The organism is Paraburkholderia sp. Tr-20389 (genome assembly GCF_017104565.1).
Lineage (GTDB): Bacteria > Pseudomonadota > Gammaproteobacteria > Burkholderiales > Burkholderiaceae > Paraburkholderia.
In genome coordinates, this window is sequence record NZ_JAAGPD010000005.1 from 196,267 (window position 1) to 217,788 (window position 21,522).

The 21,522-nt window shown below is 60.9% G+C and carries 20 protein-coding genes; 16 read left to right on the plus strand and 4 right to left on the minus strand.

The annotated features are described in order from the left end of the window. The first annotated feature begins 7 nt into the window (after positions 1 to 7). The 3 genes from gyrB to G3N95_RS08325 all read left to right on the plus strand — a co-directional run bounded on the left by gyrB (position 8) and on the right by G3N95_RS08325 (position 4,917). Complete coding sequence (gyrB, locus tag G3N95_RS08315) at positions 8 to 2,479, plus strand: DNA topoisomerase (ATP-hydrolyzing) subunit B (RefSeq protein WP_205969516.1); 2,472 nt, start codon at positions 8 to 10, stop codon at positions 2,477 to 2,479. A 747-nt stretch (positions 2,480 to 3,226) separates the two neighbouring features. After that, a complete protein-coding gene (locus G3N95_RS08320) occupies positions 3,227 to 3,727 on the plus strand; it encodes a hypothetical protein (protein WP_205969517.1) in 501 nt (166 codons plus the stop codon). Beyond that, positions 3,724 to 4,917, plus strand: coding sequence for an MFS transporter (locus tag G3N95_RS08325; protein WP_205969518.1), 1,194 nt, complete (start codon positions 3,724 to 3,726; stop codon positions 4,915 to 4,917). The genes G3N95_RS08320 and G3N95_RS08325 overlap by 4 nt, the downstream gene beginning before the upstream one ends. Positions 4,918 to 4,963: 46 nt before the next feature. Here the strand turns inward: G3N95_RS08325 and G3N95_RS08330 are convergent, their stop codons facing one another. Together G3N95_RS08330 and G3N95_RS08335 are read right to left on the minus strand one after the other, a co-directional pair. Next, positions 4,964 to 5,197, minus strand: a complete 234-nt coding sequence (locus G3N95_RS08330) for a hypothetical protein (RefSeq protein WP_205969519.1) — start codon at positions 5,195 to 5,197, stop codon at positions 4,964 to 4,966. Positions 5,198 to 5,249: 52 nt separating this feature from the next. After that, entirely contained in the window at positions 5,250 to 6,116 is an 867-nt protein-coding gene (locus G3N95_RS08335; RefSeq protein ID WP_205969520.1) for an AraC family transcriptional regulator, read from the minus strand. Positions 6,117 to 6,401: 285 nt separating this feature from the next. Here G3N95_RS08335 and eat point away from each other — a divergent pair, with 285 nt between their 5' ends. From eat to eutC, 3 genes are all read left to right on the plus strand, one after another. After that, a complete protein-coding gene (gene eat, locus G3N95_RS08340) occupies positions 6,402 to 7,805 on the plus strand; it encodes an ethanolamine permease (RefSeq protein WP_205969521.1) in 1,404 nt (467 codons plus the stop codon). A gap of 81 nt (positions 7,806 to 7,886) precedes the next feature. Further along, a complete protein-coding gene (locus G3N95_RS08345; protein ID WP_205969522.1) occupies positions 7,887 to 9,281 on the plus strand; it encodes an ethanolamine ammonia-lyase subunit EutB in 1,395 nt (464 codons plus the stop codon). Further along, positions 9,278 to 10,072, plus strand: a complete 795-nt coding sequence (gene eutC / locus G3N95_RS08350; protein ID WP_205969523.1) for an ethanolamine ammonia-lyase subunit EutC — start codon at positions 9,278 to 9,280, stop codon at positions 10,070 to 10,072. Before G3N95_RS08345 ends, eutC begins: the two co-directional genes overlap by 4 nt. Before the next feature lie 40 nt (positions 10,073 to 10,112). Here eutC and G3N95_RS08355 read toward each other — a convergent pair whose 3' ends face one another. After that, positions 10,113 to 10,505 (minus strand): DUF779 domain-containing protein, encoded by a 393-nt coding sequence (locus tag G3N95_RS08355; RefSeq protein WP_205969524.1) that lies wholly within the window; start codon positions 10,503 to 10,505, stop codon positions 10,113 to 10,115. Between the two features lie 79 nt (positions 10,506 to 10,584). Next, positions 10,585 to 12,105 carry an aldehyde dehydrogenase gene (gene adh / locus G3N95_RS08360; RefSeq protein WP_205969525.1) on the minus strand — a complete coding sequence of 507 codons (1,521 nt, stop codon included), beginning with the start codon at positions 12,103 to 12,105 and terminating at the stop codon, positions 10,585 to 10,587. Between the two features lie 357 nt (positions 12,106 to 12,462). Here adh and G3N95_RS08365 point away from each other — a divergent pair, with 357 nt between their 5' ends. The 10 genes from G3N95_RS08365 (at position 12,463) to G3N95_RS08410 (ending at position 21,470) form a co-directional block, all read left to right on the plus strand. After that, a complete protein-coding gene (locus G3N95_RS08365) occupies positions 12,463 to 13,470 on the plus strand; it encodes a helix-turn-helix domain-containing protein (RefSeq protein WP_205969526.1) in 1,008 nt (335 codons plus the stop codon). Between the two features lie 436 nt (positions 13,471 to 13,906). Beyond that, positions 13,907 to 14,092 (plus strand): hypothetical protein, encoded by a 186-nt coding sequence (locus tag G3N95_RS08370; protein WP_012399439.1) that lies wholly within the window; start codon positions 13,907 to 13,909, stop codon positions 14,090 to 14,092. Between the two features lie 14 nt (positions 14,093 to 14,106). Continuing rightward, positions 14,107 to 15,498, plus strand: coding sequence for an ATP-dependent RNA helicase DbpA (dbpA, locus tag G3N95_RS08375; protein WP_205969527.1), 1,392 nt, complete (start codon positions 14,107 to 14,109; stop codon positions 15,496 to 15,498). A gap of 323 nt (positions 15,499 to 15,821) precedes the next feature. Next, positions 15,822 to 16,976, plus strand: a complete 1,155-nt coding sequence (locus G3N95_RS08380) for a pyridoxal phosphate-dependent aminotransferase (RefSeq protein ID WP_205969528.1) — start codon at positions 15,822 to 15,824, stop codon at positions 16,974 to 16,976. 14 nt (positions 16,977 to 16,990) lie between these two features. Beyond that, complete coding sequence (locus G3N95_RS08385; protein WP_205969529.1) at positions 16,991 to 17,833, plus strand: carbon-nitrogen hydrolase family protein; 843 nt, start codon at positions 16,991 to 16,993, stop codon at positions 17,831 to 17,833. 33 nt (positions 17,834 to 17,866) lie between these two features. Then, the gene (locus G3N95_RS08390) at positions 17,867 to 18,658 is read left to right on the plus strand and encodes an ABC transporter substrate-binding protein (protein ID WP_205969624.1); all 792 of its coding nucleotides are present in this window, start codon (positions 17,867 to 17,869) and stop codon (positions 18,656 to 18,658) included. A gap of 162 nt (positions 18,659 to 18,820) precedes the next feature. Next, positions 18,821 to 19,558: an anti-sigma factor gene (locus tag G3N95_RS08395; RefSeq protein WP_205969530.1), complete on the plus strand. Its 738-nt coding sequence runs from the start codon at positions 18,821 to 18,823 to the stop codon at positions 19,556 to 19,558. A gap of 118 nt (positions 19,559 to 19,676) precedes the next feature. Then, a complete protein-coding gene (locus G3N95_RS08400) occupies positions 19,677 to 20,195 on the plus strand; it encodes an RNA polymerase sigma factor (protein WP_012399445.1) in 519 nt (172 codons plus the stop codon). Next, positions 20,192 to 21,025, plus strand: a complete 834-nt coding sequence (locus G3N95_RS08405; RefSeq protein ID WP_205969531.1) for an anti-sigma factor — start codon at positions 20,192 to 20,194, stop codon at positions 21,023 to 21,025. The genes G3N95_RS08400 and G3N95_RS08405 overlap by 4 nt, the downstream gene beginning before the upstream one ends. 175 nt (positions 21,026 to 21,200) lie before the next feature. Beyond that, positions 21,201 to 21,470 carry a DUF4148 domain-containing protein gene (locus tag G3N95_RS08410; protein WP_205969532.1) on the plus strand — a complete coding sequence of 90 codons (270 nt, stop codon included), beginning with the start codon at positions 21,201 to 21,203 and terminating at the stop codon, positions 21,468 to 21,470. The last annotated feature ends 52 nt before the right edge of the window (positions 21,471 to 21,522 follow it).

Genomic DNA, 21,522 nt, shown 5'->3' on the forward strand with positions numbered 1-21,522 from the left:
GAAATCCATGACTGATACGAACAACTCGCAACCCGATAACAGCTACGGCGCCTCGTCCATTCAGATCCTCGAAGGTCTGGAGGCCGTGCGCAAGCGGCCGGGTATGTACATCGGCGATACGTCGGACGGGACCGGTCTGCATCACCTCGTGTTCGAGGTGCTCGACAATTCGATCGACGAAGCGCTCGCCGGTCATTGCGACGATATTCAGGTCATCATCCACGCCGACAACTCGATCTCCGTGACCGACAACGGCCGAGGCATCCCGACGGGCATCAAGCGCGACGACAAGCACGATCCGAAGCGCAGCGCCGCTGAAATCGTGATGACCGAGCTGCACGCGGGCGGCAAGTTCGACCAGAACAGCTACAAGGTGTCGGGCGGCCTGCACGGGGTGGGCGTGTCGTGTGTGAACGCGCTGTCGTCCTGGCTGCGCCTCACGGTGCGCCGCGACGGCAAGAAGCACTTCATGGAATTCCACCGTGGCGTGGTGCAGAACCGCGTGATCGAGGAAGTGGACGGCGAACATCTGTCGCCGATTCCGGTTGTCGGCGACACGGAAAATCGCGGCACCGAAGTCCACTTCATGGCCGATGAGACGATCTTCGGCAACGTCGAATATCACTACGACATCCTGGCGAAGCGTATCCGCGAACTCTCGTTCCTGAACAACGGCGTACGGATTCGTCTCACCGATCAGCGTTCGGGCAAGGAAGACGATTTCGCGTTCGTCGGCGGCGTGAAGGGCTTCGTCGAGTACATCAACAAGACGAAGACCGTGCTGCACCCGACCATTTTCCATATCGTCGGCGAGAAGGAAGGCGTGGGCGTCGAAGTCGCGATGCAGTGGAACGACAGCTACAACGAAAATGTGCTGTGCTTCACCAACAACATTCCGCAGCGCGACGGCGGCACGCACCTGACGGGTCTGCGCGCGGCCATGACGCGCGTCATCAACAAGTACATCGCCGATCACGAAATCGCCAAGAAGGCGAAGGTCGAAACGTCCGGCGACGACATGCGTGAAGGGTTGTCGTGTGTGTTGTCGGTGAAGGTGCCGGAACCGAAGTTCAGCTCGCAGACGAAGGACAAGCTGGTTTCGTCTGAAGTGCGCGCGCCCGTGGAAGAAGTGGTTGCGAAGGCGCTCGAAGAATTCCTGCTCGAAACGCCGAACGACGCGAAGATCATTTGCAGCAAGATCGTCGACGCCGCGCGTGCGCGCGATGCAGCGCGCAAGGCGCGCGAAATGACGCGCCGCAAAGGCGTGCTGGACGGCGTCGGTCTGCCGGGCAAGCTTGCAGACTGCCAGGAGAAAGATCCGGCGAAGTCTGAGATTTATATCGTCGAGGGTGACTCGGCAGGCGGTTCGGCGAAGCAGGGCCGTGACAGAAAATTCCAGGCCATTCTGCCGCTGCGCGGCAAGGTGCTGAACGTCGAGAAGGCGCGCTACGACAAGCTGCTGTCGTCGGAGCAGATCGTCACGCTGATTACCGCGCTGGGCTGTGGCATCGGCAAGGAAGACTACAACCTCGACAAGCTGCGTTATCACCGCATCATCATCATGACCGACGCTGACGTCGACGGCGCGCACATCCGTACGCTGCTACTGACGTTCTTCTATCGTCAGATGCCGGAGATGATCGAGCGCGGCTACATCTACATCGCGCAGCCGCCGCTGTACAAGGTGAAGGCGGGTAAGGACGAGCGTTATCTTAAGGACACGGCCGAGCTGAACGCGCATATGTTGCGTCTGGCTCTGAACGGTTCTGAACTGGTCGCATCCGAAGGCGCGACGCCGATCGCGGGCGACGCGCTCGGCGAGCTGGCTCGTTCTTATCTGCTGGCGCAGGCAGTCGTCGATCGTCTGAGCCGGCTGTACGACGAAGCGGCGCTCGGCGCGGTGATGGATGGTGCGTCGATCGATCTGTCGAGCGAGCAGTCGACGGAAGCATCTGCGCGCGCACTCGAAGCCAAGCTGCGCGACGATCCGCTCAAGCCCGAGATCAAGGTGATCGCGATGTACGATCCGGTGCGCGAACTGCGCTCGCTGCGCGTCGAGCGTCGTCATCACGGCAACGTGAAGGTCTCGGTCATCGACGAAGAGTTCCAGCTGACGGCCGACTATCAGCAACTCGTGAATACGGCGAATACGTTCAAGGGCTTGATCGGCGAGGGCGCTGTCATCAAGCGCGGCGAGCGCAGCATGGCGGTAGGCGACTTCAAGAGCGCGATGAAGTGGCTGATCGCCGACGCGGAACGCAACGTGTCGAAGCAGCGCTATAAGGGACTCGGTGAGATGAATCCCGAACAGCTCTGGGAAACGACGATGGATCCGAGCGTGCGTCGCTTGTTGCGTGTGCAGATCGAAGATGCAATTGCCGCAGATGGGATCTTTACGACGCTGATGGGCGATGAGGTTGAGCCGCGTCGCGCGTTTATCGAGAGCAATGCTTTGCGGGCAGGGAATATTGATGTTTGAGCGTCGTATGTGCGCCAAACGGCATTAGTTTCGATTACGATGGCTCTCGTTTTGGGTTTGGTTGCGAGGCTCTTGTCAGCAGTTGAGTTCCACCGATCAAAGGCCTAACGAGAATCAATATGGAAGCGGGCGCTGGGGGTATTTCCCAGCGCCCGCTTTTTTTTCGAGCCGCCAACTTCGTCACCGTGACGCACGTTCGCTATAACAGACCTTTCGCAGACAGCGTGCCGTCCACCCGGTAGCCCATCGCAAGATAACCCGCCTGCCGTTTGTCTCACATGCGCACCAGTGCGGGATGCCCCCGTATCGACGAAATCGACGATTCGCGCGTCGACCTTGGTCGCGTGGTCTCGATGTATAAATCATCAAACGGTGCGAAGCCCTACGCGGACACACTGGCGAAATTGCGCTACCGGATAGAAATACGCCTGTCGAACCCTTCAGCGGCGGAGCGATTGCCAACACTCGGCACGTCAATTTGCGTTGTTACTCAGGAATCCAAACTTTACATCGCAAACAAGCACGTTATGCATTCGCTGGGTAGCCTCTCAATCTGATAGGTATTTGAGATGTTGATGCGTGTTTATCGAGATATCGTTTGCTGTTTAAATTTGCACATACGCCGAAACGGCCAGCACGTCAGAAAGTAAAATATAAATCTAGATTCAAAGTTAAATGTGAATAACCCGATCTCGAATAGCAGCTACTCGCCCATTACGCTTGGACAAGAAACAGATTCAGAAATAGATGGCCGAGACGAACGGCGCCGAAGCCTACCAGCTGGAAGAATTTATCGCGGGCGATGTGCTGCATTTCGACGGACTGGTTGTCGACGGAAACATCGTGACGATCACGGCAAGCCGCTACATCGGCACATGTCTTGGCTTTGCCCAGGGTCGACCGCTCGGTTCGCACCATGTCCCTCTGACACCAGAAATGCATTGCTGGTCGGCCCGCGTGCTTGACGCCGTAGGCATTCGGCAGGGAAGTTTCCATCTTGAGGCGATTGAAACGCCGGACTGCGCTCCCGTGTTTCTCGAGGTCGCCAATCGCGTCGGTGGTGCTGATGTGGTGGCGACGTTCGAACTCGCGACCGGCGTGCATCTTCCATCGGAAGAGTTGCGCATTCTGACGGGCGAGCCGCCTTCGCATGTCCTGGCCCCAACGCAATCGAGCGCGCCGTGGCATGACGATTTCGGTCCGTTCCATTCAGGACGGGTGCATAGGGTATTAATGGAGGTCGCGTGAATCTGTTCTTGATTGCCACGCTTGTTTATCGTTTGGCCAATGGATTGTTGTTCCTGGCGGTCGCCTGGAACCTTGTCCAGTCTTCGAGCCATGGGGCCTTGGCGTTGGCCTTGTCCGCGATCTTCGGATTTTTTCCAGCCGTGGCCGCTGCGCCGCTTGGGCGCTGGCTGCTGGAGAGGATCGAACCAAGAATCTTGACGCTGTTCGGCATCGCAGGGCTGAGCGCATGTGCGTTGGCTTTTATACCGTTTCTCAATACGCCTGACACGCTATTGGCAATCAATGTGGTCCTTCTCACGATATTCTTTCTGCTCGAAGGCGTATGGGACGCACTGCTGGCAACGGCCGCGAAGCGGCTGCCAACGAAATCCGGCGAGCGGCTCAATTCTCGTCAAAGCGCGGCGACTCAAGCTGGCCTCATGCTCGGCGGCCTGCCGCTTGGCTTTCTGATCCGCCTCGGTGGAACCGATGCGCCATTTATTGCAGCTGCCGTGCTCTACACAATTTCGGCTTCAATGTTCCTGTTCCCGGCTCTTCGGATGCTCACGACCGGCAGTGAGCAGAGAGATACGCCTGCAACATCATCAACTGAACGGCCGGGCACGCGGGTTCTTGCCACGTCGTGGCGGACACTCGCGACTCTTGCGCTCGTATGGCCGTCGCTATCTCTGGTGAACATGGTGATACCGTTGGTGGCCAACACACAAGGTCGCGGTGCGGTCGAGCAGGCCGCCATACTCGACGCCTCGATCGGTCTTGGGATGGCATTCGCCGGCGTGATGTACGAGAAGCTGGCGACGTTACCGCCGCCGAGCCAGAAACGTGCGATCGCCGCTACAGCAGTTTTCATCCCTTTGCCATTCGCCGTTCTGCTGACGCTTACCTATCGGTTCCCCATGCTGTGCGCGACATTTTTCCTGTGTGGCATCGGCTTTGGCGCGCTTCGGGTGAGCATGCGCAAGCAACTCATGGCAACGCAACCCGCTCATCGCGTTGGCCAGATCGTCGTGTCATGCAACGCATTCGGCTTTCCCGTCCTCGCCTTGCTGGCACTCGCTTACTCGCAAAGCTGGAAACTCGGCCCGGTGATTCCGATGGTGGTATTCCTAGTTTTCGCTGGAGTGGGCGTCATGGCGTTGTACGGTGAGATCCGCGGCGGTCTGGCTGCGGAAGTCGTGGCGCGGCCATAATGAGGTCGACGCCAACCGCTAACGGTTGGCGCGTTTCATTGCTGCATCAATTTCCGCGCCACTTGCGCGCATACCGCCCCTTAACAACCTGCGAGATATAGGTCGACAACCCACGCCCCGCGACAGCCAACCGCTTCATCTCCTCAACTTCCTCCTGTCCCGGCAGCACATAGTCGTACAGATACAAGTCACCGTCCGAAAACTTCACGCGAATCCCGGCTTCAGATAGCTCGTAGGCAACCACACCCGATCTGCCGCTCAAATCCCGATACCGCTTCACGGCCGCACCTTTTCCAACATCAGCAGAACATCAAAACCAGCACACTCCATTCCTAAACCACAGGCAAGCAAATATCCGTCAGCAAATTCGCAGGCGCGGTCTCCTTCGGATTATTCAAATACTCTTCGAACACCGGCGCATTCGCGGCCTCATGTTCCGAATTGACGAGCCACTCGCCATAAAGCCACTGATACGCCGACGCCATATCCGCATACGGCCCCTTGTGCCGCAAAACAGCGTACCGGCCGCCGGCAATCGATGTCACGCTCACGAGCGGATCGCCCGATACATCGACGGCACGCGGCAGCCACACGCCCGCCTTCGACCGCAACTCGCCCTCGGCCACTGCCGTGGGATCGTCGTAGTAAATCCCGATCATCCGCATTTCGTTCGACAGCAGCCCGCGCGAAGCGAGCCAGCCCATCAGCGTATCGAACGCCTTGCCGATCTGCATGTACGGTCCGACGTGATCGACCGTCAGCACGTCGAAGCCCTCGATATCCCGAAGCACCACGTCTCTCATCGTCATTTGATTGCCTCCTGAGTCTGCAAGAGATGGCCGGAACCGGATGTGCGTCCCGGACTTTCGATATTGCGCGGGCGGCATGCCGAAGACGGCGCTGAACGTCCGCGTGAACGACTGCAAGCTGCTGTATCCGGAGCGCCCGGCGATTTCTGCAATCGGCAGCGATCCATTGGCGAGAAAGCCCGCCGCGCGATGCAGCCGCAACCGCCGTACCGTCGTCGAGACGGTTTCACCGTACATCGCCTGATAGATGCGGTGCCAGTGATACGGCGACAGACACGCGATCCCGGCAAGCCGGTCGATATCGAGCGGCTCGTCGAGATGATCGTAGATATGGTCGAGCACGCGTGCGAGCCGCGCGGCGTAGCGCGCGCGATGGCCGATATCGTTCATGGCAAGCGCAAAGGAAAGGGCGACCAAAACACGATAGCACGCCGCGATTTACCAAATCCTGCGAAGTTGCGCCGCGCCATTCGCCGGCATTATTCAGCGACGGCTTAACGCCGACCGCGAACATCGAGCGCAGATGCAGAAAGAAACCCGCTCCCCAACTTTGCCGATTTTCGATAACACCTCGATTAATGGCTTCCTACCATCGCCAGATGCCGCCGGTAATGGGCAACCGCGAGGCTATCGCGAACGCGATTGCCAACCGGCCACTTCACAAGGGAGCCTCCGATGAAACAAAAGTCGACGATCCAGCACAAAGGCACCGTCACGCATCACGAACTGAAACAGACGCTCGGCACCTGGCAACTTTGGGGCATCGCCGTCGGCCTCGTGATTTCCGGCGAGTATTTCGGCTGGAGCTATGGTTGGGCGAGCGCCGGTACGCTCGGATTCGTGATCACCGCGCTCTTCATTGCCGCGATGTACACGACGTTCATCTTCAGCTTCACCGAACTCACGACGTCCATTCCACACGCAGGCGGCCCGTTCGCCTACGCACGTCACGCGTTCGGCCCGACGGGCGGCTACATCGCGGGCGCAGCGACACTGGTCGAATTCGTGTTCGCACCGCCCGCCATCGCGCTGGCTATCGGCGCGTATCTGCATGTGCAGTTTCCCGGCCTCGAACCGAAGCATGCGGCGATGGGCGCCTATCTCGTGTTCATGGCGCTGAACATTGTCGGCGTGCAGATCGCGGCGGCATTCGAGCTTTGCGTGACGCTGCTCGCCATCTTCGAATTGCTGGTGTTCATGGGTGTCGTGTCGCCGGGATTCCAGTGGTCGAACTTCACGAAGGGCGGCTGGGCAGGTTCCGATACGTTCAGCATGGGCGCGTTCCACGGCATGTTCGCGGCAATTCCGTTCGCGATCTGGTTCTTCCTCGCGATCGAAGGCGTTGCGATGGCCGCCGAAGAAGCGAAGAATCCGAAGCGCTCGATCCCGATCGCCTACGTGACGGGCATCCTGACGCTCGTCGTGCTCGCGATCGGCGTAATGGTGTTCGCGGGCGCCGCCGGCGACTGGACGAAGCTCTCCAACATCAACGACCCGCTGCCGCAAGCGATGAAATACATCGTCGGCGAAAACAGCGGCTGGATGCACATGCTCGTCTGGCTGGGCCTGTTCGGCCTCGTCGCGTCGTTCCACGGCATCATCCTCGGCTATTCGCGGCAGATCTTCGCGCTGGCACGTGCGGGTTATCTGCCGGAGTGGCTGTCGAAGGTGCATCCGCGCTTCAAGACGCCGCATCGTGCAATTCTCGCGGGCGGTGTGGTCGGCATCGCCGCCATCTATAGCGACGAGTTGATCCAGTTCGGCGGCCAGACGCTGACCGCGAATATCGTGACGATGTCGGTATTTGGCGCTATCGTGATGTACATCATCAGCATGCTCGCGCTCTTCAAGCTGCGCCGCATCGAGCCGAACATGGAGCGTCCGTTCCGCGCGCCGCTGTTTCCGTATTTCCCGGCGTTCGCGCTGGTGGCCGCAGTGATTTCGCTGGGTACGATGATCTACTTCAATCTGCTCGTCGCGCTCGTGTTTGCGGCTTTCCTCGCGCTCGGCTACGGCTACTTCCTGATGACGGGTCATCAACGCGAAGTTGCCCCAGCGGACGCATTGCTCGAAGAATGACGGCAACACATGCAGCATAAGCAGCACTGACGCATTGGCAATGAAGCCGCGCGCAGCAGCCGCGGCGATGGAGTACACGACATGAGCTACACGGAGACAATCGGCAGCCGCACGTATCGCTTTGCCGATCTGAAGACGCTGATGGCGAAGGCAAGTCCGCTGCGTTCCGGCGATCAGCTCGCCGGCATCGCGGCGGCGAGCGAGGAGGAGCGCGTCGCCGCAAAGATGGCGCTGGCGGACGTGCCGTTGCGCACGTTCCTGAACGAGGCGTTGATTCCGTACGAGAGCGACGAAGTCACGCGCCTCGTCATCGATACGCACTCACCGGAAGCATTCGCGGCGATTGCGCATCTGACCGTCGGCGAGTTTCGCAACTGGCTGCTGTCGAGCGAGACGGACACGGCAGCCCTTTCTGGCATCACGAAAGGGCTCACGCCCGAAATGGTCGCGGCCGTGTCGAAGCTGATGCGCAATCAGGATCTGATCCTGGCGGCGCGCAAGCGGCCTGTCGTCACGCGCTTTCGCAACACCGTGGGCTTGCCGGGCCATATGTCGGTGCGGCTGCAGCCGAATCATCCGACCGATGATGTGAAGGGCATCGCCGCATCGATGATCGATGGCCTGATGTACGGTTGCGGTGACGCGATGATCGGCATCAATCCCGCATCGGACAGTCTCTCGGCGATCACGAACCTGCTGCTGATGATCGACGACTTCCGCACGCGCTATCAGGTGCCGACGCAATCATGCGTGCTCACGCATGTGACCAACACGATTTCAGCGATCGAGAAGGGCGCGCCTGTCGATCTCGTGTTCCAGTCGATTGCCGGAACCGAGAAGGCCAACGCGGGCTTCGGCATTTCGCTCGCGTTGCTGCAGGAAGCCTATGAAGCGGCGTTGTCGCTCAAGCGCGGCACGGTCGGCGACAACGTGATGTACTTCGAAACCGGACAGGGCAGTGCGCTGTCGGCGGATGCGCATCATGGCGTCGACCAGCAGACGTGCGAGGTGCGTGCCTACGCCGTCGCGCGTCAGTTCAATCCGTTTCTGGTGAATACGGTGGTCGGCTTTATCGGCCCTGAGTATCTGTACGACGGCAAGCAGATCACGCGCGCGGGTCTCGAAGATCACTTCTGCGGCAAGCTGCTCGGCGTGCCGATGGGCTGCGACATCTGCTACACGAATCATGCGGAAGCCGATCAGGACGATATGGACAACCTGCTGACGCTGCTTGGCGTCGCGGGCATCAACTTCATCATGGGCATTCCCGGCGCTGACGACGTGATGCTCAACTATCAGAGCACGTCGTTCCACGACGCGCTATATGTGCGCGAAGTGCTCGGTTTGCGCCGCGCGCCCGAGTTCGAAGAGTGGCTGGAGTCGATGCAGATCACCGACACACGCGGCGGTTTGCTCAATGCGCCGGCGCGTCAGCCGTTGCTTGAAGGCGCTAGCGAATGGATGGGCATCGCATGAGCGACTCCATCGAAAAGAATGCGTGGCAGGCGTTGCGTGCATTCACGAATGCGCGCATTGCGTTGGGTCGCGCGGGCAACAGCCTGCCGACGGCGCCGCTGCTCGCTTTCAATCTGTCGCATGCGCAGGCGCGCGACGCCGTGCATCATCCGCTCGATGCCGACGTCCTGCATGAACAACTGCGGACGCACGGTTTCTCGACGCTCGACGTGCATAGCGCGGCGCCCGATCGCGCGCATTATTTGCGGCGTCCGGACATGGGCCGTCGTTTGTCCGATGAGAGCCGCGAAGCGCTGACTCATGCCGCAGCGAGCGAGGCGCCCGATGTCGTGTTCGTCATCGCTGACGGACTCTCAGCATTTGCCGCGTCGAAACAGTCGATTCCTTTTCTGCAGGCCATCGCGAAGCGCCTCGCCGACTGGAAGATCGGACCTGTCGTGGTTGCGCGTCAATCGCGTGTCGCGTTGGGCGATGAGATCGGCGAACTGCTGAAGACGAAGCTGGTCGTGATGCTGATCGGCGAAAGGCCAGGACTGAGTTCGCCCGATAGTCTCGGGGTCTATCTGACCTACGCGCCGAAAGTCGGATGCAGCGATGCGCAGCGCAACTGTATTTCGAACGTGCGGCCCGAAGGCCTCGATTACGAAGCCGCAGCACACAAGCTGCACTATCTGCTGACGCAGGCGCGTCGTCTGGGGTTGACGGGTGTCGGCTTGAAGGATGATAGCGACGCGCTGCTGAAAGCGCCTGATACCACAACGACGATCGCCGGCGATTCAAAAGCCCGGTAAAAGAAGTGCCCCGACGCTTACGTCGGGGCACCGCGTACGTCTAAGCATCCGCCTTGCTCACAGGATGCTTTTCGAGCCACGCATTCTCATCATCTTCGAACAGACGCGAGCGCGTCAGGAAGCGCAGGCCCGTCGGCCGCTCCAATGAAAACATGCCGCCGTTACCCGGCACGGCATCGATGATCAATTGCGTGTGCTGCCAGTACTCGAACTGCGATTCGCTCATATAGAACGGCACGCCTGCAATCTCGCCGAGCCTCACGTCCGATCCGCCGACCAGGAACTCGTTCGACGGAAAACACATCGGTGCGCTGCCGTCGCAACATCCGCCCGACTGATGAAAAATGATCGGCCCGTGCTCGGCGCTCAATTGCTGGATCAGCTTGATGGCGGCGTCCGTCGCCACGACACGCGCAACGCCTTCTTCGTTCATCGCGCCACCTCTCTGGCTTTGACTCGCTGAAAAAGCGGGCGAACCGCACCGCGCGATTCGCCCAACAGGAGCACTACGCTCAGAAGAAGCCCAACGGTTTCTCGCTATAGCTGACGAGCAGGTTCTTCGTCTGCTGATAATGGTCGAGCATCATCTTGTGGTTCTCACGTCCGATGCCCGACTGCTTGTAGCCGCCGAATGCCGCATGCGCCGGATACGCGTGGTAGCAGTTCGTCCACACGCGGCCCGCCTGAATCTCGCGGCCGAAGCGATAGGCGCGCGTGCCGTCGCGTGTCCAGACGCCTGCACCGAGGCCGTACAGCGTGTCATTGGCGATCTCGAGCGCTTCTTCTTCCGTCTTGAACGTCGTGACGGACACCACCGGCCCGAAGATTTCTTCCTGGAAGATACGCATCTTGTTGTGGCCGCGGAACACGGTCGGCTTCACGTAGTAGCCCTTCGAGAGTTCGCCGTCGAGCTTGTTCTGCTCGCCGCCGATCAGGCATTGCGCGCCTTCCTGTTTGCCCAGATCGATATACGACAGGATCTTTTCCATTTGTTCCGCCGATGCCTGCGCGCCGATCATCGTCTTCGTGTCGAGCGGATGGCCCTGCTGGATCGCAGCGACGCGCTTCAGCGCACGCTCCATGAAGCGGTCGTAGATCGACTCTTCGATCAGCACGCGTGACGGACACGTGCAGACTTCGCCCTGATTCAGCGCGAACATCGCAAAGCCTTCGAGCGCTTTGTCGAAGAAGCTGTCGTCCTTGTCGAGCACGTCGGCGAAGAAGATGTTCGGGCTCTTGCCGCCCAGTTCCAGGGTCACGGGAATGATGTTCTGGCTGGCGTACTGCATGATCAGGCGGCCCGTCGTCGTTTCACCCGTGAAGGCGATCTTCGCGATGCGCTTGTTCGATGCGAGCGGCTTGCCTGCTTCGAGACCGAAACCGTTGACGATGTTCAGCACGCCCGCCGGCAGCAGATCCTGGATCAGTTCTGCGAACACGAGCAGTGATGCGGGCGTCTGTTCGGCCGGCTTCATCACGACGCAGTTGCCAGCCGCGAGCGCAGGCGCGAGCTTCCACGCCGCCATCAGAATCGGGAAATTCCACGGAATGATCTGCCCGACCACGCCGAGCGGCTCATGAAAGTGATACGCGACCGTATCGTGATCGATCTCCGAAATGCCGCCTTCCTGCGCGCGCACGGCGCCCGCGAAATAACGGAAGTGATCGATTGCGAGGGGAATGTCGGCTGCCATGGTTTCGCGCAGCGGCTTGCCGTTGTCGATCGACTCGGCGACGGCGAGGCGTTGCAGATTCGCTTCGAGGCGATCGGCGATCTTGTTGAGGATGTTCGCGCGGTCCGTGGTCGACGTCTTTCCCCATGCGGCCTTCGCGCGATGCGCTGCGTCCAGCGCGAGTTCGATGTCGGCTTCGCGCGAGCGCGGAATCGACGTGAACGGCTCGCCCGTGATCGGCGAGATGTTGTCGAAGTACTCGCCACCAGTCGGCTTCACCCATTCGCCGCCGATGAAATTCGCGTATTGCTTCTTGTACGGAAACTCGGTCGTCAGAAACTTCATCTCTGCGTGATTCATCTGTGTGCTCCTCACATGATCGGATGTCGATGTATTCGGCGGGGTATATCACCCGTCCCGGCGGTGTTGCGCTGCCGGGGGTGCTTATCGCCAGAAGCGTGCCAACGTGGGCGCAACGGCGGCCAATGCCGGTGCATGCGGCACTGTCGCGATGCAGGCCGCGTTTCGAGCCTGTGACGTGCATGTCGATGACGTTGCATCCATGAGCAGTTCGAAACGCGAGTGTTCATCGATTGAACAGCGCGGTACGTTGCAGAGGGAATGCTCGGGATGATCCATTCGGCACGGGACTTGCGTTGGATAGCGCCTGTTTGTTCAATGTCACATGCAGGTGCATGTCCATCATCGATGCCCCATATGACGACCGACCTTCACTCCTTGCCCGCGCAGCCGTCTGCGTGCCGCGTCGAAACCAGCGTCGCGCACGACGCCGATGAACAGGCGCGCAACCTTCACGGCTGGACGCAGACGTACGACCAGCTCACGGCGGGCCACTTCGTCGGCAGGCTGACGGGATTGCATCTCGACGACATGCACGTGTTCTGCGAGACGACCAGCCAGACGCTGCGCCAGACCTGCGAAGTGCCATCGGACGCATACTGGTTCGGCGTTCCCGCCGACGATGTGAGCATCGGCCGCATCGGCCCGCAGCCGATCAACGGCGACGCGCTCGCGTTTCAGCGCGGCGGCGTCGAGTTCGAACTGCTCACGCCGGGCGGCTATGCGATCTTCGGCGTGGTCGTGCGCGGCGAGACGTTGCGGCGGCACGCGGCATCCGTCGAACACGCCGATCTGCTCGATCGCGCAACGCACACCGGCATCATTCCCATTGAAATGGAGCGCAAGGCACATTTTTGCGGGCTCTTGCGTAGCGTGCTCGACGACACCGCGCATGCCGCCTTATCTGAACGCACACGGCGCAATCTGCAGGCATCGGTGTTGTCTTCGCTGTTCGATCTGTGCGCGACGACTGCGCTCGAACCGGCCGCGATACCTGCACGCCCGCGCAGGCAATGGATCGTCTCCGAAGCGCGCGATTACGTGATCGCGAATCGCGAACGTCCGGTCGGCGTGCCGGAGTTGTGCGAGCACTTGCACGTCAGCCGACGCACCTTGCAGTACTGCTTTCAGGACGTGCTGGGCCTCGCGCCCGCGAGCTATCTGCGCGCGATCCGGCTAAACGGCGCGCGCCGCGAGCTATGTAGCGCGACGCCCGGCGAACTCACGGTGCAGGATGTCGCGGCCGCATGGGGTTTCTGGCATCTGAGCCAGTTCGCCACCGACTATCGCAAGCTTTTTGGCGTGCGTCCCTCCGAAACGCTGAAAGCCTTCACCTCGCCCGCCAGTCCGCAACTGGCTCACTAGCGTTCCGTCGCCGGGGTGGCCATTGCGCATCCGCTAGAATTGCGGCATGCGCGGCCCCGTTTCGCCGCCCCACCCACCATCCTCAACGACGACACACCATGCGTGCCGCCCTGTCCCGACGTGTCCACAGAAGGCTGTGGATAACGGCGGGACTAGCGGGCGGAACGCGTGTGGAATCGATGTGGACGTAAACGGGGTAACTCGACGCTCGCGCCTGGACCGGAAAAGTTGTTCGACGAACGCCATCGGGTGCGCACACCAAGCGCATGCGGTTATGCGTCCGGCAAAACGCTGATTCGTTTCGGTAAACCTGTGTTATCCACAGAAAAGCGGCGTGCTTGTTAACTGCTACTACGTATACATACAAGTAAACCTATTGTTGAAAAGCCAGCGCGTAGGGGGAAGACGCGTTGGCAACTCACGCTGGAGATTCACCGTGTTCACATGTATCAACCAAAGCTGCGGCGCGCAGTGGGAACTGTCCGACGTCACCATCAAGAACGAAGGCCAGGGCCTGCTGTTCCGCTGTCCGATGTGCGGCGCGCGCAACTACGTCGAGCGATTCGATGCCGACGACGGCACGATCGTCTATGAACAGATCGAAGGTCGCCCGTACAACTAAGCCCGCACACCGACATGACAACCCAGGTTCGACCTTTTAGCGAACTGCCGCTCTCGCAGGCGGCACTCGCGAATCTCACGCAACTCGGCTATGCCGAGATGACGCCGATCCAGGCCGCGAGCCTGCCGATCGCACTTGCCGGCCACGATCTGATCGCTCAGGCGAAGACGGGCAGCGGCAAGACGGCGGCGTTCTCGCTGGCGCTGCTGGCGCGGCTCGATGCGCGCCGTTACGCGATACAGGCGATGGTGCTGTGCCCGACGCGCGAACTTGCCGATCAGGTGACGCAGGAAATCCGCCGCCTCGCGCGCGCCGAAGAGAACATCAAGGTGCTCACGCTGTGCGGCGGCACGCCGATGCGTCCGCAGACAGCGAGTCTCGAGCATGGTGCGCATATCGTCGTCGGCACGCCGGGGCGCATCATGGACCATCTGGAGCGCGGCAGCCTGTCGCTCGATGCGCTCAACACGCTGGTGCTCGACGAAGCGGACCGCATGCTCGACATGGGCTTCTTCGACGACATCGCGAAGGTCGCGCGTCAATGCCCGAAGGAGCGCCAGACGCTGCTGTTCTCCGCGACCTATCCCGAAGGCATCGCGAAGCTGAGCCAGCAGTTCCTGCGCAACCCGAAGGAGGTGAAGCTCGAAGAGCGCCACGACGACAGCAAGATCCGTCAACGCTTCTACGAAGTGACGGAAGACGAGCGTTTGCATGCCGTCGGCCAGCTGCTGAATCACTACCGCCCGGTGAGCACGATCGCGTTTTGCAACACGAAGAACCAGTGCCGCGATCTGCTCGACGTGCTGCGCGCACAAGGTTTTCATGCGCTGGCGCTGCATGGCGAACTCGACCAGCGCGAACGCGATCAGGTGCTGATCCAGTTCGCAAACCGCAGCTGCTCGGTGCTCGTCGCTACCGATGTCGCAGCGCGCGGTCTGGATATCGCGCAGCTCGAAGCCGTAATCAACGTCGACGTGACGCCGGACCCGGAAGTCCATGTGCATCGCATCGGCCGCACCGGCCGCGCGGATCAGGAAGGCTGGGCGCTGAGCCTCGCGAGCATGAACGAGATGGGGCGCGTGGGCGGCATCGAAGAGGCCCAAGGGCGCGACGTCGAATGGCATCCGCTTGCCGAGCTGAAGGCCGCGAGCGACGAACCGCTGCTGCCACCGATGGAAACGCTGCAGATTCTCGGCGGCCGCAAGGAGAAGATCCGTCCGGGCGACGTATTGGGTGCGCTGACCGGCGACGCCGGTTTCAACGGCTCGCAGATCGGCAAGATCAACGTGACGGAGTTCTCGACCTACGTCGCCGTCGATCGCGGCGTTGCACGCGATGCGCTGCGCAAACTGAACGCGGGCAAGGTCAAGGGCAAGAAGGTGAAAGTGCGTTTGATGGACGAGTGACGCGCGCAAGTGCGGGGCGGTTGCGCACGACATCGCCTCGCTCTCCTTCACACGGATCGTCTGCGAACCAGAAGGCATCACTCCTTTTCATACCTGCGGGATTACCCTGCCGTTGCGTGCCGTTCACCTTGCGCCATGGACGCAAACGCGTTTCCGCCTATCTGCCTGCCCGTGCCGCTCGTCACGCGCATGAGCCGAACGCATGCCGCGCATGACAAACTTTCGATTGTTCTCATGTGCGCGATGTTGCCTAATCGTACAAACTGATCGGGACCGACGCGCGACGCGTGGCCCGCCGATTTGCAGCGAGAAGGAGGAATCTCATGCAGAGCGCTTTGCAAGCCCGCTCGAAATTGCCGGACGTCGGCACGACGATTTTCACCGTCATCGGCCAGTTGGCCGCTGAACATAATGCGTTGAACCTGTCTCAAGGCGCGCCGAATTTCGCGCCCGACGAAGCGCTCGTCGACGGTGTGACGAAGGCAATGCGCGGGGGACACAACCAGTACGCGCCGATGGCGGGCATCGGCGCATTGCGCTCCGCGCTCGCCGCGAAAGTCGAAACGCTGTACGGCGTGCACTACGATCCGTCGACGGAAGTGACCGTGATCGCGAGTGCGAGCGAAGGACTCTATTCGACGATCAGCGCGCTCGTGCATCCCGGCGACGAAGTGATCTACTTCGAGCCGTCGTTCGACAGCTATGCGCCGATCGTGCGTTTGCAGGGCGCGAAGCCGGTTCCCATCAAGCTGTCCGCACCCGACTTCCGCGTGAACTGGGACGAAGTGTCTGCAGCGATCACGCCGAAGACGCGCATGATCATCGTCAACACGCCGCACAATCCCACCGCGACGATTTTCAGCGACGCCGATATCGAACGGCTGAAGGCCGTGACGCGCAACACGGATATCGTGATTCTTTCCGATGAAGTGTACGAGCACGTCGTGTTCGACGGCGCGAAGCATCACAGCATGGCGTGTCATCGCGAACTCGCGGAGCGCAGTGTGATCGTGTCGTCGTTCGGCAAGTCTTATCACGTGACGGGTTGGCGCGTCGGCTACTGCCTCGCGCCCGCGGCGTTGATGGACGAGATTCGCAAGATCCATCAGTTCATGGTGTTTTCCGCCGACACGCCGATGCAGTATGCGTTCGTCGAGGCGCTGTCGAATCCGCAAAGCTATCTGGGCCTGTCCGAGTTCTATCAGCGCAAGCGCGATCTGCTCGCGCGCGAGCTGCGCGAGTCGCGTTTCGAGCTGTTGCCGAGCGAAGGCAGCTTCTTCATGCTCGCGCGTTTTCGCGGTTTCTCGGACGAAAGCGACAGCGACTTCGTGCTGCGTTTGATCCGCGATGCGAAGGTTGCGACCATTCCGTTGTCCGCGTTCTACACGGACGGCAAGGATGACGGCGTGATTCGTCTGAGCTTTTCGAAGGACGACGAGACGCTGATCGAAGGCGCGCGCCGTCTGCGTTCAATCTGAGCAAGGATCAAGCGATGATGCAGCAATCGATCAAGGCCGCCGTCGTGCAGATGAGCAGCACCCCCGATGTGCAGCAGAACCTCGGCGAAGCGCGCCGTTGGGTAGAGCAGGCTGCGCGCGAGGGCGCCACGCTGATCTCGTTGCCCGAATACTTCTGCTGGATCGGTGACGACGAAATGCAGCGGGTCGCCCTCGCCGAAGCATTCGGCGATGGCCCGATTCAACAGACGCTATCGGAACTGGCGCGCGAAACGGGCACATGGCTGATCGGCGGCACAGTGCCTATCCGTCCGGCGCAAGGGCCGCAGGTGGGCACGCACGCGTACAACACGTCGCTCGTGTTCGATCCCGCGGGGCAATGCTCGGCACGCTACGACAAGATCCATCTGTTCAGCTTCAACCAGGGTGCGGAGCAGCACGCGGAAGGCGACACGATGGTCGGCGGCGACAGCATCGGCACCGCGCAGGGGCCGTTCGGCACGCTGCGTCTGTCGGTCTGCTACGACTTGCGCTTTCCGGAGCTGTATCGCGCGGGGCCGGACGCCGACGTCATCGCGGTGCCCGCGGCCTTTACGCATACGACGGGCCTCGCGCATTGGGAACTGTTGCTGCGTGCGCGCGCCGTCGAAAACCAGGCTTTCGTGCTGGCGTCCGGCCAGTGCGGCACGCATTCGAATGGCTGGCGTACTTTTGGTCACAGTATGATCGTCGGGCCGTGGGGCGAGGTGCTCGCGCGGCGCGACGACGAGCCCGGCATCGTGCTCGCAACGCTCACACAAAGCGCGCTCGACGAAGCGCGCAACCGTCTGCCGGTGCTCACGCATCGGCGCATCGCTACGCAGTCTGACGTGCGTTGAACCGCATTGAACACAAGGGGAAGGAGATCGATGATGAAGCTAGTGAAGAATCTGCTGATGCTGGCGTGTGCATTCGCATCGGTGGCGACCGTGTCGGCGATGGCCGCCGATGCCACGTCGCTGCGCTATGGCCTCGAGGCGCAATATCCGCCGTTCGAATCGAAGGGCTCGAACGGCGAGTTGCAGGGCTTCGATATCGATATCGGCAACGCGGTCTGCAAGACCGCGAACCTGAAATGCAGCTGGGTTGAAACCTCGTTCGACGGCCTGATTCCCGCGTTGCAGGGCCGCAAGTTCGATGCGATCAATTCGGCGATGAACGCAACGGAAAAGCGCCGCCAGGCGATCGACTTCACCAACGTGATCTACCGCGTGCCGACGCAACTGATCGCGCGCAAGGACAGCGGGCTGCAGCCGACGCCCGAATCGCTGAAGGGCAAGCGCGTCGGCGTGTTGCAGGCGTCGATTCAGGAGACGTTCGCCAAGGCGCACTGGGAAAGCGCGGGCGTGACCGTCACGCCGTATCAGGATCAGAACCAGGTGTACGCGGATCTTGTCGCCGGCCGCCTCGACGCGACGCTCGTGCTCGCGCCTGCTGGACAGACGGGTTTCCTGTCGCGTCCTGACGGCAAGGACTTCGCGTTCGTCGGCCAGCCGGTTCGCGACGACAAGATTCTCGGCAGCGGCATCGCATTCGGGATTCGCAAGGGCGATACCGCGCTGCGCAACCAGTTGAATGCGGCGATCGCGAAGGTGCAGTCGGATGGCACCGTCAAGACGCTCGCGGAAAAGTACTTCGGCAATATCGACGTGTCGGCGAAGTAAATCTCCGCTCTCCGCACCGCATAACGCGCCGCATGGTTTTCGCCATGCGGCGCGTTTTTTTGCCTAACGTCTGAGGAATGAATAACCGAAAGCCGATGGAATAAAGCCTGCAATGGGCCTGTTAGCGCAGCAAGAGCCCGAAATCTGCACGACCGAACCATCATGTCCCGCACCTTCCCACCGTCCGACACGCCGCTCACCGAAGCGGACATGCAGGCATTCGCCGACGGCAATCTGCCGGCGGACCGGGCGGCGCGTGTGCGGAAGTACCTTGGCTCGCGGCCGGGCGAAGCCGAGCGGATCGCGTTCTACCGGCAACTGAACATGCAGATGCGCAGCGTGTTCGAAGGCGCGTTTCCGCAGCGGGCTCACGCGCAGCGCACCAACCGTGAGCACGACCCGGATGTTCGCTCGGCGACACGCCGGTTTGTCATGCGGCGCGTTGGCGTGGTGCTGCTTGGCGTCGTGCTGGCAATGTTGGCGGCGAGTGGCTGGTTCGTCGCGTCGCGGGTGTCGCCGGAAATGCTCGATGCCGCGGCTGTCATGGCGTTGATGCGCGAGTCCGGCCAGCAGGTTCCGGACGCATCGGCGGGTGTGCACGGCGATCCGCACGCGGTCGATCTCGCGCCTCTGGGTTTGAAACTGGTAGCGGTAAAGACACATCATCCGAACGCGTTCGCGAGCATCGACGTGCTCGACTATCGGAACGCAGACGGCGAACCTGTCGTGCTGCTTTCGGCGCCGGCTCCGTTTGCGGCGGATCAGCCGCACTGGACGGCGCAGCGCATCGGCCATGTACGGCTTCTGTCGTGGACGGTGGACGGCCGGCGATACGTGATTGCGGGCCGTGCCACGGCGCACGGGCTGATGCGTGCCGCGGACGCGCTGACTTCGCGCTGACCCTTGTTCAGCCAGCGAAAAACAGGCGGAATAAAATGCCGTAGGTTGTGTTCTCTGCTTCAAGAGGCAATGCGCGCGGCGGCTTTGCGTGTGGTGCGATATTCGATGGGTAGAGCAAATGGACATCCGTAACGAGTTGATGGATCACGTTCCGCGATTGCGCCGCTATGCGCGGGCGCTGATCAGCAATCGCGATCTCGCGGACGACCTCGTGCAGGACACGCTTGAACGCGCGCTTTCGCGAACGAAGATGTTCGAGGCCGGAACCGATCTGCGTGCCTGGCTTTTCACGATCATGCACAACGTGTTCGTCAATCAGGTGCGCAAGTCGTCGTCGCGTGCGGTGCATGTGTCGGTGGATGACGAGAGCATCGTCGAAAGCGAATTTGCGGTGTCGGGCGAGCAGACGCGCTCGCTCGAAGTGCGCGATCTCGATTACGCGTTGCAGCGTCTGCCCGCCGATCAGCGCGAGGTCGTGCTGCTCGTCGGGCTTGAAGAAATGAGTTACGCCGAAGTGGCGATTGCACTCGACATTCCCGTCGGCACGGTGATGTCGAGGCTCTCGCGTGGACGCGAGCGTTTGCGCGCGTTGATGGCGGGTGCACAGCCCGGCGCGAAACTGAAGGTGGTGCGATGAGCGATCAACAGACTCCCATCAGCGAAGAGGAAATTCATGCGTACGTGGACGGCACGCTGTCCGATGAACGTCGTGAACAGGTGGAGCGCGCGATCGAACTGAATCCCGTGCTGGCAGCGCGTATCAGCGATTACTTTTCGCTGAACAACATGTTTCATGAGCGCTATGACCGCGTACTGAGCGAGCCTGTGCCTGCGCGTTTGCGCATGCCGGAGAAGCGTCGCTGGCTGAGCGCGGCGAACTGGCCGCAGTTCGCTGGCATGGCGGCGGCGCTTGTGCTGGGCATCGGCATAGGCGTCGGCACGAACATGGGCAAGGATGTCGCTGCGCCGTGGACGGGTAGCTCGTCGGCGACATCGAACACGCGGCCGGTGAGTGCGGATGCGTCGGAAGTCTTCGCGCAGAAAGCGGCGCTGGCGCACGTCGTGTATATGCCGGCCGTCGATCGCCCAGCGCAGATCGGCGAGGATCACGAGCAGGAATTCGTGCAGTACCTCGCGAACAAGCTCGGTACCGACGTTCATCCGCCGATGCTCACGAAGAACGGCTTCGAGCTTGCGGGCGGCCGTGTATTGCCCGGCGACGACGGGCCCGTTGCGCAGTTCATGTATCACAACGCGAAGGGCGAGCGTGTGACGCTGTGTATTTCTCATCGCAAGGCGAGTGCGAATACGACGGCGTTCAAGCTGTATCAGGAAGGGCCTGTGAATGTGTTCTATTGGGTCGACGGCGATTTTGGGTATGCGGTGTCGGGCGGAATCGATCGCAAGGTGATGCTGCAGATCGCGCATGACGTGTATGCGCAGTTGACGGGAGCGACGCCGGGTTGATCGTTGGGCTGTTTTTGCATCGACGGCTGCATCTAGGGATGTGGCCGTTTTCGCTTTCTTTTAAATAGTTAGTGATCCGTATTTATCTGGCGAAATTTTACGGAGAAGAGGGAATAGATCGCGGCGTCATGCGGTTCGTCACTGTGCGTACCGCACGTTTTCAAAGGAGTTGGAAATGAAGATGCTCGCACTGTTGGCCGTATCCGTCGCCGCACTCGGTTCGACGAATGTCTTCGCGCAAGGCAAGACGCGCGCGCAGGTTTATCAGGAACTGATCGAGGCGCAGCAGAACGGACTCAACTACGTTACCGATGCGTCGTATCCCGAGGTGAGCCCTGCATTCCAAAGCACGGTCGAATATCTGAAAAAGCAGGCGCTCGCGAAAGCCGACAATGCGAACAGGATGGCGAAGGCTGCTTCGGATGCGGTGGTGCCGGGGAATTGAATGACTTTGCCCGTGTCGGGGACGAGCCGGAAATGAAAAAGGCCGGTTAGCT